The sequence below is a fragment of the Ensifer sp. Root423 genome, assembly GCF_001426275.1.
Taxonomy (GTDB): Bacteria; Pseudomonadota; Alphaproteobacteria; order Rhizobiales; family Rhizobiaceae; genus Ensifer; species Ensifer adhaerens.
The window spans coordinates 584,775-599,884 of the sequence record NZ_LMEG01000045.1 but is presented as its reverse complement, the minus strand read 5'-3'; the positions used below and the strand labels follow the sequence as shown (position 1 = coordinate 599,884).

13 protein-coding genes and 1 pseudogene are annotated in these 15,110 nt (G+C 62.1%); 8 read left to right on the top strand and 6 right to left on the bottom strand.

What is annotated here, in order from left to right; genetic code table 11:
• Nucleotides 1–181: 181 nt before the first annotated feature.
• On the bottom strand, nt 182–955 hold the full coding sequence (locus tag ASD01_RS31510; RefSeq protein ID WP_034800946.1) for a L,D-transpeptidase: 774 nt from the start codon (nt 953–955) through the stop codon (nt 182–184).
• A 256-nt stretch (nt 956–1,211) separates the two neighbouring features.
• Here ASD01_RS31510 and ASD01_RS31505 point away from each other — a divergent pair, with 256 nt between their 5' ends.
• A complete protein-coding gene (locus ASD01_RS31505) occupies nt 1,212–1,856 on the top strand; it encodes a DNA-3-methyladenine glycosylase I (protein ID WP_034800948.1) in 645 nt (214 codons plus the stop codon).
• Between the two features lie 60 nt (nt 1,857–1,916).
• Here the strand turns inward: ASD01_RS31505 and copM are convergent, their stop codons facing one another.
• Nucleotides 1,917–2,303 (bottom strand): CopM family metallochaperone, encoded by a 387-nt coding sequence (copM, locus tag ASD01_RS31500; protein ID WP_034800951.1) that lies wholly within the window; start codon nt 2,301–2,303, stop codon nt 1,917–1,919.
• A gap of 108 nt (nt 2,304–2,411) precedes the next feature.
• Nucleotides 2,412–2,840, bottom strand: coding sequence for a hypothetical protein (locus ASD01_RS31495; RefSeq protein WP_034801425.1), 429 nt, complete (start codon nt 2,838–2,840; stop codon nt 2,412–2,414).
• Between the two features lie 440 nt (nt 2,841–3,280).
• Between ASD01_RS31495 and hisS the strand changes: the two are divergent.
• The 7 genes and pseudogenes from hisS to ASD01_RS31465 all read left to right on the top strand — a co-directional run.
• Nucleotides 3,281–4,618 (top strand): annotated as a pseudogene (gene hisS / locus ASD01_RS31490) (histidine--tRNA ligase); the annotation flags it as partial.
• Between the two features lie 46 nt (nt 4,619–4,664).
• Nucleotides 4,665–4,922, top strand: a complete 258-nt coding sequence (locus ASD01_RS37675; protein ID WP_371273162.1) for a zinc finger domain-containing protein — start codon at nt 4,665–4,667, stop codon at nt 4,920–4,922.
• On the top strand, nt 4,807–5,940 hold the full coding sequence (locus tag ASD01_RS31485) for an ATP phosphoribosyltransferase regulatory subunit (protein WP_371273164.1): 1,134 nt from the start codon (nt 4,807–4,809) through the stop codon (nt 5,938–5,940). Before ASD01_RS37675 ends, ASD01_RS31485 begins: the two co-directional genes overlap by 116 nt.
• Nucleotides 5,937–6,632: an ATP phosphoribosyltransferase gene (gene hisG / locus ASD01_RS31480; protein ID WP_034800957.1), complete on the top strand. Its 696-nt coding sequence runs from the start codon at nt 5,937–5,939 to the stop codon at nt 6,630–6,632. The genes ASD01_RS31485 and hisG overlap by 4 nt, the downstream gene beginning before the upstream one ends.
• Before the next feature lie 146 nt (nt 6,633–6,778).
• The gene (locus ASD01_RS31475) at nt 6,779–7,486 is read left to right on the top strand and encodes a glutathione binding-like protein (protein ID WP_034800959.1); all 708 of its coding nucleotides are present in this window, start codon (nt 6,779–6,781) and stop codon (nt 7,484–7,486) included.
• An 87-nt stretch (nt 7,487–7,573) separates the two neighbouring features.
• A complete protein-coding gene (locus ASD01_RS31470) occupies nt 7,574–8,797 on the top strand; it encodes an NAD(P)/FAD-dependent oxidoreductase (protein WP_034801428.1) in 1,224 nt (407 codons plus the stop codon).
• Nucleotides 8,798–9,013: 216 nt separating this feature from the next.
• Entirely contained in the window at nt 9,014–11,812 is a 2,799-nt protein-coding gene (locus ASD01_RS31465) for a bifunctional diguanylate cyclase/phosphodiesterase (protein WP_060644848.1), read from the top strand.
• Between the two features lie 118 nt (nt 11,813–11,930).
• On the opposite strand, the gene ASD01_RS31460 is transcribed toward ASD01_RS31465, so the two are convergent.
• The 3 genes from ASD01_RS31460 to groES all read right to left on the bottom strand — a co-directional run bounded on the left by ASD01_RS31460 (nt 11,931) and on the right by groES (nt 15,072).
• A complete protein-coding gene (locus tag ASD01_RS31460; RefSeq protein WP_034800963.1) occupies nt 11,931–12,380 on the bottom strand; it encodes a hypothetical protein in 450 nt (149 codons plus the stop codon).
• Nucleotides 12,381–13,072: 692 nt separating this feature from the next.
• The gene (gene groL / locus ASD01_RS31455; RefSeq protein WP_034800965.1) at nt 13,073–14,713 is read right to left on the bottom strand and encodes a chaperonin GroEL; all 1,641 of its coding nucleotides are present in this window, start codon (nt 14,711–14,713) and stop codon (nt 13,073–13,075) included.
• Nucleotides 14,714–14,775: 62 nt separating this feature from the next.
• A complete protein-coding gene (groES, locus tag ASD01_RS31450; protein WP_004675403.1) occupies nt 14,776–15,072 on the bottom strand; it encodes a co-chaperone GroES in 297 nt (98 codons plus the stop codon).
• Nucleotides 15,073–15,110: the final 38 nt, after the last annotated feature.

Sequence of the window (15,110 nt, the reverse complement as noted above, 5' to 3'; positions counted from 1 at the left end):
CTCTAAACCCTCGTTGCAGGCAGGCTATGCAAAACGCATCGAAGTTCAAGCCCGCGATACATCCGGTAGATCAAACGTGATCACAAAACTTGCCTGTCCTTACGCTGCTGTTGCCTGAAAATCACGCATAGGCAACAGCAACACGGGTGAGGAGAGGGGAATATTCTATGCAGTGCTGCAATTAGATGACGATAACCTTCGTGCCCACTTTCACGCGCTCGTAAAGATCGACAACGTCTTCGTTGCGCATGCGGATGCAGCCGGAGGAAACGGCATAGCCGATCGTCCAGGGCGCGTTGGTGCCGTGGATGCGGTAGAGCGTCGAGCCGAGATACATGGCGCGTGCGCCGAGCGGATTTTCCGGGCCGCCGTCCATGCGCGCCGGCAGGTAATGGCCCTTGGCCGCCTCGCGGGTGATCATCTCCTGCGGCGGCGTCCAGCTCGGCCATTCCGCCTTGCGGGTGACCTTGTGGGCGCCGGCCCATTCGAAGCCCGGCTTGCCGACACCGACGCCATAGCGCCGTGCCTCACCGTTGCCGGTCACCAGATAGAGGAAGCGGTTGTTGGTATCGATGACGATCGTGCCCGGCTTTTCCTTGCTCTCATAGGCGACCGTCTGCGGCAGGTACTGCGGGTCGAATTTCGATTTCACCGGCCGCTGGGCGCGCATGGCATTGGCCGGCTGGATCAGCGGATTGACGGCGCGGCGCTTGACCTGAGGTTTCGCGACCTGTCCCTGCTGATAGAACTGTTTTCGGGTGGCCTGCGGAATCTGCTGCCGGTAGATAACCTGCCGCGTGCGCGCCTGCTGTCCGCCGAGCTGCATCACCCAGGGGGCGGTGAGGTCGGGACTGACGACGACGGGCGGCCTGTTCTGATACCGGTCCTGTGCTCCGGCCGGGCCAGCCACGAGGGTCAGAAGAGAGGCGGCTATAAGAAGAGACTTTTTCAACATCGGACGGACTCGCTACCTTTCGCCGAAAATCACTGAAGGGGGCGCAGTCTGCCGGTGAGCGGAATGCTCGAACGGACGGGTTGCGCCTTGGCAATGGGGGCAATCGTGTCATTTGGAGGGCGACCGAATGGTAAACGGTGCCTCGTTAAAAGCCGATGGCGCCGATAAAGCTTTGGGTAGGGTTATCCGCTGCTTTAGGAATCTGGTTTGCAAATGGTAAAGGCAGGAAAATGAGCAGGATGGAGCAAAGAGGGCGATGACGGCCAAGGGCATTGTGATCGGTGAGGACGGATTTTTGCGTTGCGCCTGGCAGGGCAATCTCGACGATTATCGTCGCTACCATGACGAGGAATGGGGGCGCCCGGTCACCGACGACCGCCGGCTTTTCGAGAAGATCTGCCTGGAAGGTTTCCAGTCCGGCCTGTCCTGGCTGACGATCCTGCGCAAGCGCGAGGCGTTTCGCGCCGCCTTCGCCGGTTTCGATTTCGACGCGGTCGCAAAGTTCGGCGACGCGGAAATCGGGCGTTGCCTTGCCGATACAGGCATCGTGCGTCATCGCGGCAAGATCGTCTCGACGATCAACAACGCGCGCCGCGCCCAGGAACTGAGGCAAGAGTTCGGTTCGCTGGCGGCCTATTTCTGGTCCTATGAGCCGCAGGCAGCCGAGCGTCCGCAGGTGGTGACCTATGAAGCGATCGTCGCCAATCCGACGACCCCGACCTCGACCCGCATTTCCAAGGATTTGAAGAAGCGCGGCTGGACCTTCGTCGGCCCGACGACGATCTACGCCTTCATGCAGGCCATGGGCCTCGTCAACGATCACATCGAAGGCTGCCACTGCCGCACGGTCGTCGAGGAGTTGCGTGGCAAGCTTGCAAGGCCCCAGGCCCGCGTCGCCTGATGAGTGCGCCCGTCGTCTGCCTGACGACGGGTGTTTGCCGGTGGCGTTGGGACTGCGGGTTCAGCCGCCGTTCTTGGCGAGCCACGCCTTCATCGTCCTGATCTCGCCTTCCTGCGCCTTGATGACCTCTTCGGCCAGCTTGCGCAGCGTTTCGTCCTTACCGTATTCGAGCTCCACCTTCGCCATGTCGATCGCGCCCTGATGGTGGGCGATCATGCCGCGCACGAAGTCGATGTCCGCCTTGCCGGTGTAGGTGATGTCCATGTCCTTGTGCATGCGGGCATTGGCTTCGGCGAAGGCTTTGCTCGAAGGCGAATTGTCGCCCTTCGGCATCGCGGTTTCGGTCGCTCCATGGTGCATGCTGCCGTGTCCGGACTCCTCTGCCAACGCAGGAAAGCCGAGGCAGGCGGAAAGCGCGAGGGCGGCGATCAGCGGTTTCAGCGACATGGTGTTTCCTTCCTTATCTGATGTCTCGTGCCAAGAGGCCGGCCGTGGCCGGCTCCTTGGCACTCCATCAATCTAGGGAAGGGCTGGCTGCGGATTCAACCCGTCCGTTCAGGCGTCAAGCGCAGGACGCTCGCGCGGAAAGGCGAAAATGCCCTGCAGCATGTTTTCGCCGGTGGACGCGTCGAGCGACGACCGGCCGACGCAGAAAAGCTGTGCCGCCTTCAAACTTGGCAAGCGCACGAGCGCCGTGAAGCAGAACGAAGACGGCGACGCGGTTGCCTGCTCGAGGATGTTGAGCACTGTCACGCGATCCCGGCTGTCATAGGCACGCACCAGATCGACGATGCCGCAGGAGCGGTTGGAAGCGCCAAGCAGGGCGGCGGTTCGCTCGCCCAGATGAAAGACGCCGCTGGCCAGATCGCAGCGCCATGTCTCCACGAAATAGTCGCTTTCATCGAGGTGGTCCATCCAGGCCGAATGCGCCCCGAGGTGCCCGGGTTGGATGGCTCCCGAGCCAGGTGTCATGAACCTCAACATGATGCCCTTCTTCTCGCCGCGCGGACGTGATGTCTCGTTACCGGAGACCGCCACTGCCGCAAGGCGCTTCGATGCGTTGTTTGCCATTGAAGTGTTTTCCCGATGCAGTCATTGCATCGAAAACTCGTTTGTAGGTACTCGGCCCTTGGCCGCGAAGATAGACGATCATCGGTGCAGCCGGAACGTCGTCGATCGGTCAGGCGATAAACTTTTAGTGATTGCATATCGTCTAATGCGCCTTGTGGTTGAGGTCAAGTCCTCCCCGACGCGTCGCGATGGTGCGTGTCGATCCCGATGACGCGAAGCTCACCCGTGCTAGGCTTTGACGCAAAGCGCCGGCGCATGGCCCGGGCGAACGCTTTGCGCGGTGCAAACCCTTGCCGCCCCCCACTTGATCCGATAGGGAAAGCAGCCAACAAGAGACAGTCCGGAATGCTCCCATGACCGAGAAACAGAAGAAACCGCAGAAGCTCAAGGCGCGTCTTCCGCGCGGCTTCGTCGATCGCTCCGCTGCCGATATCCGCGCGACGGACGAAATGATCGGCAAGATCCGGGCGGTCTACGAGCATTATGGTTTCGACCCGGTCGAAACACCGCTGTTCGAATACACCGATGCGCTCGGTAAGTTCCTGCCCGACAGCGACCGGCCGAACGAAGGCGTCTTCTCGCTGACCGATGACGACGACCAGTGGATGTCGCTGCGCTACGACCTGACGGCGCCGCTCGCCCGTCACGTCGCCGAGAACTTCAACGAGATCCAGCTGCCGTTCCGCACCTATCGCGCCGGCTACGTCTTCCGCAACGAGAAGCCTGGCCCGGGCCGCTTCCGCCAGTTCATGCAGTTCGATGCCGACACCGTCGGTGCCGCCGGCGTCCAGGCGGACGCCGAAATGTGCATGATGATGGCCGACACCATGGAAGCCCTTGGCATAGCGCGCGGCGACTACGTGATCCGCGTCAACAACCGCAAGGTGCTCGACGGCGTCATGGAGGCGATCGGTCTTGGCGGCGACGACAAGGTCAATGCCCGCCTGACGGTGCTGCGCGCCATCGACAAGCTCGACAAGTTCGGCCCCGAAGGCGTCAGGCTCCTGCTCGGCGAAGGCCGCAAGGACGAAAGCGGCGACTTCACCAAGGGTGCGGGCCTCAATGGCGAGCAGATCGACAAGGTCCTGTTCTTCGTCGGCATCCAGAATTATGCCGAAAGTGCCGACGAACTGGCAGTGCTCGTTTCAGGCACCGCCAAGGGCGGCGAAGGTGTCGAGGAACTCAACACCATCCGCAGCCTGGTCCTGAGCGCCGGCTACGAGGCTGACCGCATCAAGATCGACCCCTCGGTCGTGCGTGGTCTCGAATATTATACCGGCCCCGTCTTCGAGGCCGAGCTGCAGTTTGCCGTCACCAACGAGAAGGGCGAAAAGGTCGTCTTCGGTTCGGTCGGCGGTGGTGGTCGCTACGACGGTCTCGTGTCGCGTTTCATGGGGCAGCCGGTCCCGGCGACCGGTTTCTCGATCGGCGTTTCCCGCCTTATGACGGCGCTGAAGAACCTCGGCAAGCTCGGTGCATCTGACGTGCTCGCGCCTGTTGTCGTCTGCGTCATGGACCGCGACATCGAGGCGATGGGCCATTACCAGCGTTTCGTGCAGCAGCTCCGCCATGCCGGCATCCGCGCCGAAATGTACCAGGGCAACAAGAAGAACTTTGGCGATCAGCTGAAATATGCCGACCGCCGTGGCTCGCCGCTCGCCATCATCCAGGGTGGCGACGAGCGCGCCGCCGGTGTCGTGCAGATCAAGGATCTGATCGAGGGCAAGCGCCTGTCGGGTGAGATCGAGGACAACGCGGCCTGGCGCGAGGCGCGCGTGGCCCAGGTTTCCGTGCCGACGGCCGAACTGGTCGAAAAGGTGCGCGAGATGCTGGCGGCACAGGCCGAGGATCGGGCAAGGGGCTGACGACTATGGCCCTCATCAATCTGCCTGCCTTTGCCGATGCGCTGCTTGCCGACTTCGAAAGCCTCGGCGCGCTGCGTGTCGACACTCCGGTGATCCAGCCGGCCGAGCCTTTCCTCGCCATGGCCGGTGAGGATCTGCGCCGCCGCATCTTCATGACCGAGAGCGAGACCGGCGAGAGCCTGTGCCTGCGGCCGGAATTCACCATTCCCGTCTGTCTCCGCCATATCGAGGCGGTGACCGGAACGCCGAAGCGCTATGCCTATCTCGGCGAGGTCTTCCGCCAGCGCCGCGAAGGCGGCAACGAATTCTACCAGGCCGGCATCGAGGATCTTGGCGACACCGATACGGCGGCAGCCGATGCGCGCGCCGTCTCTGACGCGATGCGCATCGTCGCCAACCGGGTGCCGGGCCGGTCTCTCAGCGTGACGCTTGGCGACCAGGCCGTGTTTGAAGCCGTCGTCGGTGCCTGTGGCCTGCCGGCTGGCTGGCAGAAGCGGCTGATCCACGCCTTCGGCGACCAGAAGCACCTGCAGAAGCTTCTGACCGAGCTCGCCCATCCGCGCACGGTCGGCGTCTTCGGTCCTGAAGTCGTGCGGCTGTCGATGGACGGCCTGCTCGAAGACGAGGACCGTCTCGTCGCGCATGTCGCCGCAACGATGGAAGCGACCGGCTATTCGACCAACGCTAGCCGTTCGCCGCAGGATATTGCGCGCCGGCTGAAGGAGAAGATGGAACTGGCGAACACGCGGCTTGACCGCAGAACGCTGGATCAGGTCGCCGCGTTCCTGGCGCTCGACGTGCCGCTTGCCGATGCGCCGGCCGCACTCTTCGCTTTCGCGCAGAAATCCGGCCTCAAAATCGATGATGCGCTCGCCCGTTTCGATGCCCGCGTTGCCGCCCTTAGCAAGGCCGGTTCCGACATCGGCGCCATTCGTTATCGAGCGGCCTTTGGTCGTCCTCTCGACTATTATACCGGCCTGGTTTTCGAGGTTGAGCTTGCCGGAACGCATGCCGTCCTTGCCGGCGGCGGCCGCTTCGATCGGCTGCTGACTCTGCTCGGCGCCCGCGAGCATATCCCGGCCGTCGGCTTCTCGCTCTGGCTCGACCGCATCGAAAAGGCGATTGCCTCTGAAGGAGGCGCCCAATGACCATCACTATCGCCTTGCCGTCCAAGGGGCGGATGAAGGATGACGCTTCGGCGATCTTCGAACGCGCCGGCCTGAAGATCGTTGCCGTCGGCAACGACCGCTCCTATCGCGGCCGCGTCGAAGGTGCTGATGATGTGGAGATTGCGTTCCTTTCGGCGTCGGAAATCTCGCGAGAGCTCGGCAACGGCTCAATCGATTTCGGCGTAACCGGCGAAGACCTGGTGCGCGAGGGGCTTGCCAACGCCGATGCGCGCGTCGAGTTCTGCGCCCGTCTCGGCTTCGGTCATGCCGACGTCGTCGTCGCGGTGCCTGAGGTCTGGTACGACGTCGACACCATGGCCGACCTTGGCGACGTTGCCGCCGATTTCCGTGCCCGCCATGGTCGCCGTCTGGCGATCGCCACCAAGTACTGGCGGCTGACGCAGAACCATTTCTCGGGCAGCCACGGCATCCAGCTTTACCGCATCGTCGAAAGCCTCGGGGCGACCGAAGGCGCGCCGGCCTCTGGTTCCGCCGACATTATCGTCGACATCACCTCGACCGGTTCGACGTTGAAGGCAAACCACCTGAAGATACTCACCGATGGCGTGATCCTGCGTTCCGAAGCTTGCCTGGTTCGGGCGCGCAAGGCGGCTCACGAGGGCGATCCTGTGGTGGCACGGATTATCGCGGCCGTGCGTAGCGTCCTTTGACGCTGCGAACGGGGCATGCGCGGTCTTGACGATCCCGCCGGTTACAAAAATAAAGTAGGGCCCTCAAAAGGCGCGCCCTCCGCTCCTATGTAAGTCTGCGTGCGGCGTTTCTGCCGCCTCCCGCTGTTCCGTTCCAGGAGACCTTCATGGCCGATCTGTCCGCCTTTCCGATCACCAAGCGCTGGCCGGCGAAAAACCCTGATATCATCCAGCTCTATTCGCTGCCGACGCCGAACGGCGTGAAGGTTTCGATCGCGCTCGAAGAGCTGGGCCTGCCCTACGAACCGCACCGCATCGCCTTCGATACCAATGACCAGAAGTCGCCGGAGTTCGTCTCGCTCAACCCCAACGGCCGCATCCCGGCGATCATCGATCCCAACGGCCCGGATGGAAAGCCAATCGGGCTGTTCGAGTCCGGCGCGATCCTTATCTATCTCGCTAAAAAGACCGGCAAGCTGCTGCCTGCCGACGCGGCCGGCCGCTACGAAACGATCGCCTGGGTTATGTTCCAGATGGGCGGCGTCGGTCCGATGTTCGGCCAGTTCGGTCACTTCTTCAAGTTCGCCGCCGACAAGGTCGCCAACAATTCCTACCCCGTCGAGCGCTACCGTGACGAAGCCAAGCGGCTGCTCGGCGTGCTCGAAACCCGCCTTGACGGGCGGCAATGGCTGATGGGCGACGATTACACGATCGCTGACATCGCCACCTATCCCTGGGTCGAAGGTGCGCGCAGATTCTATGGCGGTGCCGAGGTCCTGGATTACAAGAGCTTCCCCAAGGTGATGGCCTGGGTCGAGCGCGGCCTGTCGCGCCCGGCGGCTCAAAAGGGCATGGACGTGCCGCGCAAGGAATAGCAAACGGCGTGGCCTGTGCCAGAGTTGACGAAGCTCGGGCGGAAGGCTAGGCCTTGTTGTACAGATGAATAAAGGCAGGTGGGAAGCGTGTCCGGAAGGCTTGTTGTTGTCGGTGGCGGTCAGGCCGCCTTTGCTCTAGTTGCGAAGCTCCGTGCGCTCAAGGACGAGCGGCCGATCACCATCGTCGCCTCCGAAGCAAGCCTGCCCTATCAGCGCCCGCCGCTCTCCAAAAAGTATCTCCTGCGCGAGATGAGCCTCGACCGCCTGCTCTACCGGCCGGAAGCCTGGTACGGCGAGCACGCTGTCGACGTGCGCCTCGAAACGACCGTGATCGGGCTTGACCGGGCCGGCAAACACGTGACGCTCAGCGATGGCACATCGCTCGACTATGAAGTGCTGGCCTTTGCGACCGGCGCCACGCCGCGCCGGCTGCCGGCCTCGGTCGGCGGCGATCTCGAGGGTGTCTTCGTCGTTCGCGACTTCAGGGATGCCGACAGCCTTGCCGAGGAGATGAAGCCCGGCCGTCGCGCGCTCGTCATCGGCGGTGGTTACATCGGTCTTGAAGCGGCAGCCGTCGCGCGCACCTGCGGCCTGGACGTCACGGTCATCGAAATGGCCGACCGCATCCTGCAGCGTGTTGCCTCCTCGGCGACGTCGGGGCTCGTGCGCGACATTCATCGTGGTCGCGGCGTCGATATTCGCGAGGGTACCGGTCTCAACCGCCTCGTCGGCGACAATGGCCGTGTCACCGCGGCGGAACTCTCCGATGGTTCCACCTTGCCGGTCGATGTCGTCATCGTCGGCATCGGCGTGACCGCCAATGATCGCCTGGCCCACGACGCCGGGCTCGAAACCGCAAACGGCATCGTCGTCGACGCGCATGGCCGCACCTCCGATCCGGCGGTCTTCGCGATGGGTGATTGCGCCGTTCTTCCCTTCGAGGATCTGCGCATCCGGCTGGAGTCGGTGCAGAATGCCGTCGATCAGGCCGAAGCGGTCGCGGCTATCCTTGCCGGCAGTGATGCCCCTTACGATCCCAAGCCCTGGTTCTGGTCGGACCAGTACGACGTCAAGCTGCAGATCGCCGGCTTCGGGCTCGGCCACGACGAAACCATCGTCAGGCCCGGCCAGCGCGAAGGCAGCGTGTCGGTCTGGTATTTCCGGCAGGGGCGCCTGGTGGCCGTCGATGCGATCAACGACGCCAAGGCCTATGTGACCGGCAAGAAGCTGCTGGAGAGCGGCATCAATCCTGACCGAGCCGTCATCGCCGATCCCCAATCCGACCTCAAGGCGCTGCTGTCGCAAGCATAGGCGGCGAACCACGCCAGGCGGCGCTTTTTGGCAGGCTGCAACTTGAAGGCGGCGTGGTTTCAAAATTCGTTAACGACGAAACTATTGTCTTGCTGGGCAATTGCCCGGCAGAGCCTCGATTTATCACTTCCTTAAATCACCTGACGCCAACACAGGCAGCTTAAGTGGAGGCGAGAGGTCTCGTTTCCCGACAGAATTTGATTTAGGCGATTGGCGATGTTCAAGGTTCTTACATGCCTGGTGGTAGAGCATAATCCCAGACTGGTCGTTTTGGCCGCACTTGTGTGCTTTCTCGCGAGTTACGGAGCAGTAACGCTGCTGCAGCGCGCCCGCGGCTCCTCGGGCAAGGCGAAAGCGATCTGGGCGACGGCCGCCGGCATCGCCAGCGGCTTCGGCATCTGGGCGACCCACTTCATCGCCATGCTCGCCTATGATCCCGGCGTCGTCCTCGGCTACCAGATGGATCTCACCGGCCTGTCGCTGGCCGTTGCCATCATCCTCACCACGACGGCCCTATTGATCGCGACCCATGTTCAGGACCGCCTCGGCTGGATTGCTGGCGGCTTCGTTCTCGGCGGCGGCGTCGCCTGCATGCATTTTCTTGGCATGGCGGCGCTCGACGTGCCGGGCAGCATCCGCTGGAATGCGGCACTGGTCGTCGCCTCCGTGGTCGTCGGCTCGCTGTTTGACATCGCCGCTCTGCGCACGATCGCCAGTGTCGGCAAGCCGCTGAAGGCGAAGATCCTTGCCACCCTGCTGATGACGCTCGGGATCGTCGCGTTGCATTTCACCGCCATGGGTGCGGTCACGATCGAGGCCGATCTGCTGACGCCGACCCATGCGGGCATGATCCAGCCGCATCTGCTTGCCTTCGTCATCGCCGGCACCGCCTTCTTCCTGCTGTCGATGGTGCTGATCGCCGCCGGCTTCGCCCATCATGCCGAGCTTTCCGCCGCTGCTGCCGAACGGGAATTCGCCCGCTTCGTGCGCAGCGTGAAGGACTACGCGATCTATATGCTCGACACCGACGGCCGCGTCGCCAGCTGGAACGCCGGCGCCGAGGCCAACAAGGGCTATAAGGGCGAGGAAATCGTCGGCAAGAATTTCGCCTGCTTCTACTCGCAGGAGGATCAGCGCGACGGCGTACCGCAGCGGGCGCTCGAGGTCGCACTGGCCGATGGTAAGTACGAGAACGAAGGCTGGCGCTATCGCAAGGACGGATCCCGGTTCTGGGCTCACGTGGTGCTCGACCCCTTCATGGACGACGACGGCAAGCACGCCGGCTTCATCAAGATCGTCAAGCACATCACCAAGGCGAAGCTTGACGCCGACCGTATCGCCGAAGTCAGCAACAATCTCGATGTCGCGCTCGAAAACATGTCGCAGGGCATCTGCCTGTTCGACAGCAGCGACCGGCTGTTGCTCTCCAACCGTCGCTGCCGAGAGATCTTCGGCTTCTCCGAGACACTCGCCGGCAAGGGGCTGACCTTCCGCGAAATCCTCGATATCGTCTTTGCCCGCATCTACACAGATCCGGAGATGGCCCGGACCAAGGCCGAGGAGCTCTACCAGAAGCACCGGATCGAAATGGTCGGCAATGGCGGCGGCGATATCGTCGAAAAGCTCGTCAACGGCCGCTCGATCCTGACCAAGCATCGCACGCTGCCCGATGGCGGCTGGGTGAGCACCTATGAGGACATCACCGAGCGGCTCGACACCGAGGAGCAGATTACCTTCCTTGCCCGCCACGACAGCCTCACGGGGCTGCCGAACCGGCTGCAGTTCAGCAGCTATCTCGAAGAGGAGCTGGACGCGGCCGCCTGGTTCAACCGCAAGGTCGCCGTCATCGGCATCGACCTCAACAAGTTCAAGGAAGTCAACGATCTGCACGGCCACGCCGCCGGAGACTTCGTGCTGGTGACGATCGCCCAGCGCATGAAGGGCCTTCTGCAGGAAGGCGAGTTCGTGGCACGCTTCGGCGGCGACGAGTTCGCGGCGGTCAAGCGCTTCGAGGAACTCTCCGAGCTTAACGACTTCCTGCGCCGGATCGAAAAGAGCCTGCATGAGGAAATGCGCTTTGGCGATTTCGAGCTCAAGTCCGGCGGCAGCATGGGTGTCGCGATCTATCCGCAGGATGCCGAGACGGCCGACACGCTGATCAACAATGCCGACCTTGCGATGTACCGGGCGAAGGCCGCCCTCAACCAGACCGTCTGCTTCTACGAGGTGTCGATGGATGAAGCTGCCCGCCAGCGGCGCGCGCTTGCCAACGATCTCTGGGACGCGGTCGAGAAGAAGCAGCTTGCCTTGCACTACCAGGTGCAGAAGTCTGTGATGAGCGGCGCCGTCATCGGCTACGAGGTGCTCCTGCGCTGGAGCCATCCGGAACGCGGCATGGTGCCTCCGAGCGAGTTCATCCCGCTTGCCGAGGAATGCGGCGCGATCCTGCCGATCGGCGAATGGGTGCTGCGCGAGGCCTGCCGCGAGGCGGCGGGCTGGGAGAGCAGTCACAAGATTGCCGTCAACCTTTCGCCGGTCCAGCTTGCCAACGGCGACATCGTCAGTCTGGTTCAGGACGTGCTTGCCGACACGGGTCTCGACCCGAACCGGCTGGAGCTCGAAATCACGGAATCGACGATCATCGACGACAAGGAGCGGGCGCTGCTGACGCTGCGCCAGATCAAGGAACTGGGCGTCACCATCGCGATCGACGACTTCGGGACCGGCTATTCGTCGCTCGAGACGCTGCGGTCCTTCCCCTTCGACAAGATCAAGCTCGACCGGAGCTTCATGTGGGAAGTGGAAGGCAGCCCGCAGGCCAAGGCGATCGTGCGCGCCATTCTTGCGCTCGGCCAGAGCCTGTCCGTGCCTGTCCTTGCCGAAGGCGTCGAAACGCAGAAGCAGCTCGATATCCTGCAAGCCGAGGGCTGCGACGAGGCGCAGGGCTATCTGCTTGGTCGCCCGGCGCCGATCACGGTGCTCTTCACGGGCAAGGACGACGCGGCGGCAGCCTGAGCCGTACGTCCGCGTCTCTGCCGCACACCTTCACCGCAATCGCCCATGGGGCGGTTGCGGCGGCCATATGTGATCGAGGGTTCTCTACACTCGGGCCCGTGCGCGGGCAGGGGCGGGCTTACTGGCGCAGCAGTGCGCGACCCGCGACTTCCACGAGAAAGCGTGGAAAGAAAAAGATGCCGGTGATCATGCCGGAATAGCGCTGTTCGAGGCCGGAGGATTCTCCGATGCAGAATAGCGGCTGCTTCTGGCCGGACTCCTCGAGCGCGATCGTCGTCGAAAAGCAGAAAGACGAGCAGCTCGTTGCCGCCTGTTCGAACAGTTCGAGCACGTGATTGCGATCGGCCGGATCGTAGCAGCGAACGAAGTTCAGAAGGCCGCACTCGCCGTCACGCAGGCCATGGATCGCGGCCGCCTTCTCGCCGAGCCGGAACAGGCCCGTCGACAGGTCGCCGGACCACCCCTCCGAGACGCAAAACTGCTCCATGAATTCATGATGCGGTAGGCCCGGATGCAGATGTCCCGAAGAGCCGAGGGGAGCGGAATTTGCTCTGGTGATCTTAAACACGGTCTACCCCAGCAGAGTTCCCGGAGCTGCCTTCGGCGCCCCAGGGAAACGCGTCCCAATGTGCAAACTGCGCCCGACATGACCAATACGAGAGCGCACGCCACGTGATGTGGGTGTTTTCTCAAGTAGAAAGGTCTATAGATAGTAGTGGATCTCGCCGGCGAACTTATTTCGAAGGAGAGTGTCGGCTTAATTTGCGATTAAATACTTTTATTCTTTAGGTATAGTCTCGAAGAATTTCCGGATGGGCAGCGAATACGAAAAAGCCCCGGCGATTGCCTGTCTGCCTTAAGTGTGCCGCCCAGTCTCCCCTCAATCTTCGCTCACTTGGGGCGCTGTTATAGTTCGTTTTTTTTCGACTTCAACGGTTTTTTGAAGCCTGACTACAACCGATGGGTTTTTTCCTGCCGACTGTTCGGCAGATGCTCTCCGGCGATGAGTGGCATTGATAAAAAACAAGAAAGGCGACCCGAAGGCCGCCTTTCCGATCCGGATGGATCCTTGCAATAAGGCTKTCGCCATTATCACATCATGTCCATGCCGCCCGTTCAGYGCGCTTGACGCGCTGAACCACTTTAAGTGCATGGGCGAAGCTTTATGGACGATGCTGCGATAAGGCTTGACGCGCTGAACCACTTTAAGTGCATGGGCGAAGCTTTATGGACGATGCTGCGATAAGGCTGTCGCCATTATCACATCATGTCCATGCCGCCCATGCCGCCCATGCCGCCAGGCATGCCAGCCGGGGCGTCCTTCTTCGGCAGTTCGGCGATCATGGCTTCCGTCGTGACGAGGAGGCCGGCAACCGAAGCAGCGTCCTGAAGGGCGGTGCGAACGACCTTGACCGGGTCGATGATGCCCATCGAGATCATGTCGCCGTATTCGCCGGTCTGGGCGTTGTAGCCGAAGTTGTCCTGGTCCTTGTCGAGGATCTTGCCGACAACGATGGAGGCTTCGTCACCAGCGTTCTCAGCGATCTGGCGGGCCGGAGCCTGCAGAGCGCGACGAACGATGTTGATGCCGGCTTCCTGGTCGTCGTTTGCACCCTTGACGGTGATCTTGACGGAAGAACGCAGCAGGGCAACGCCGCCGCCCGGTACGATGCCTTCCTGAACAGCAGCGCGCGTCGCGTTGAGAGCGTCGTCGATGCGGTCCTTCTTTTCCTTCACTTCGACTTCCGTCGAGCCGCCAACGCGGATCACGGCAACGCCGCCAGCGAGCTTGGCAAGACGTTCCTGCAGCTTCTCGCGGTCGTAGTCGGAGGTGGTGTCTTCGATCTGGGCCTTGATCTGGGCAACGCGGCCTTCGATGTCGGCCTTCTGGCCGGCGCCGTCGACGATCGTCGTGTTTTCCTTGGAGATCGAAACCTTCTTCGCACGGCCGAGCATGTCGAGCGTGACGTTTTCGAGCTTGATGCCGAGGTCTTCGGAGATCACGGTGCCGCCCGTCAGGATGGCGATGTCTTCGAGCATGGCCTTGCGGCGATCGCCGAAGCCCGGAGCCTTGACGGCAGCGATCTTCAGGCCGCCACGCAGCTTGTTGACGACGAGCGTTGCAAGAGCTTCGCCTTCGACGTCTTCAGCGATGATGAGGAGCGGCTTGCCGGTCTGAACGACAGCTTCGAGAACCGGGAGCATGGCCTGGAGGTTCGAGAGCTTCTTCTCGTGAAGGAGAACGAAGACGTCGTCGAGGTCAGCGACCATCTTTTCCGGGTTGGTGACGAAGTAGGGCGACAGGTAGCCGCGGTCGAACTGCATGCCTTCGACGACTTCGAGTTCCGTTTCGGCGGTCTTGGCTTCTTCAACCGTGATGACGCCTTCGTTGCCGACCTTCTGCATCGCTTCAGCGATGTCGAGGCCGATCTGACGCTCGCCGTTGGCCGAGATCGTGCCGACCTGTGCAACTTCTTCCGAAGTGTTGATCTTCTTGGCCTTGGCCTGGAGATCCTTGACGACTTCGGTGACAGCGAGGTCGATACCACGCTTCAGGTCCATCGGGTTCATGCCGGCAGCAACAGCCTTTGCGCCTTCGCGAACGATCGCCTGGGCAAGAACGGTTGCAGTCGTGGTGCCGTCGCCGGCGATGTCGTTGGTCTTCGAAGCAACTTCGCGGACCATCTGGGCGCCCATGTTTTCGAACTTGTCTTCGAGTTCGATTTCCTTGGCGACCGATACGCCGTCCTTGGTGATGCGCGGAGCGCCGAAGGACTTGTCGATGATGACGTTACGACCCTTCGGGCCGAGCGTGACCTTTACCGCGTCAGCGAGGATGTCGACGCCACGCAGCATCTTTTCGCGCGCGGTGCGGCCGAACTTGATTTCTTTTGCAGCCATTAGAGAAAACTCCCGGGCTCATTGCCCATTGGTTGTCATAAAAAGGGGTGGACGCCGGCTGATCAGCCGATGATGCCCATGATGTCGGCTTCCTTCATGATCAGAAGGTCTTCGCCGTTGATCTTGACTTCGGTGCCCGACCACTTGCCGAACAGAACGCGGTCGCCAGCCTTGACGTCGAGGGCAACGACCTTGCCGCTTTCGTCACGGGCGCCCGAACCGACGGCGACGATTTCGCCTTCCTGCGGCTTTTCCTTGGCGGTGTCCGGAATGATGATGCCGCCCTTGGTCTTCTCTTCAGACTCAACGCGGCGAACGACGACGCGGTCGTGCAGCGGGCGGAAGTTGGTGCTTGCCATTAGTCTAATCCCTCGATCAAATGACATTACGGATCGCT

What these genes read in the sequence shown, in the direction of transcription:
- ASD01_RS31495 (WP_034801425.1), bottom strand. Translation starts at nt 2,840, where the DNA reads ATGTTGAGGTTCATGACACCTGGCTCGGGAGCCATCCAACCCGGGCAC.
- ASD01_RS31505 (WP_034800948.1), top strand. Translation starts at nt 1,212, where the DNA reads ATGACGGCCAAGGGCATTGTGATCGGTGAGGACGGATTTTTGCGTTGC.
- ASD01_RS31510 (WP_034800946.1), bottom strand. Translation starts at nt 955, where the DNA reads ATGTTGAAAAAGTCTCTTCTTATAGCCGCCTCTCTTCTGACCCTCGTG.
- copM (WP_034800951.1), bottom strand. Translation starts at nt 2,303, where the DNA reads ATGTCGCTGAAACCGCTGATCGCCGCCCTCGCGCTTTCCGCCTGCCTC.
- ASD01_RS31475 (WP_034800959.1), top strand. Translation starts at nt 6,779, where the DNA reads ATGGCCGATCTGTCCGCCTTTCCGATCACCAAGCGCTGGCCGGCGAAA.
- groES (WP_004675403.1), bottom strand. Translation starts at nt 15,072, where the DNA reads ATGGCAAGCACCAACTTCCGCCCGCTGCACGACCGCGTCGTCGTTCGC.
- ASD01_RS31465 (WP_060644848.1), top strand. Translation starts at nt 9,014, where the DNA reads ATGTTCAAGGTTCTTACATGCCTGGTGGTAGAGCATAATCCCAGACTG.
- hisG (WP_034800957.1), top strand. Translation starts at nt 5,937, where the DNA reads ATGACCATCACTATCGCCTTGCCGTCCAAGGGGCGGATGAAGGATGAC.
- groL (WP_034800965.1), bottom strand. Translation starts at nt 14,713, where the DNA reads ATGGCTGCAAAAGAAATCAAGTTCGGCCGCACCGCGCGCGAAAAGATG.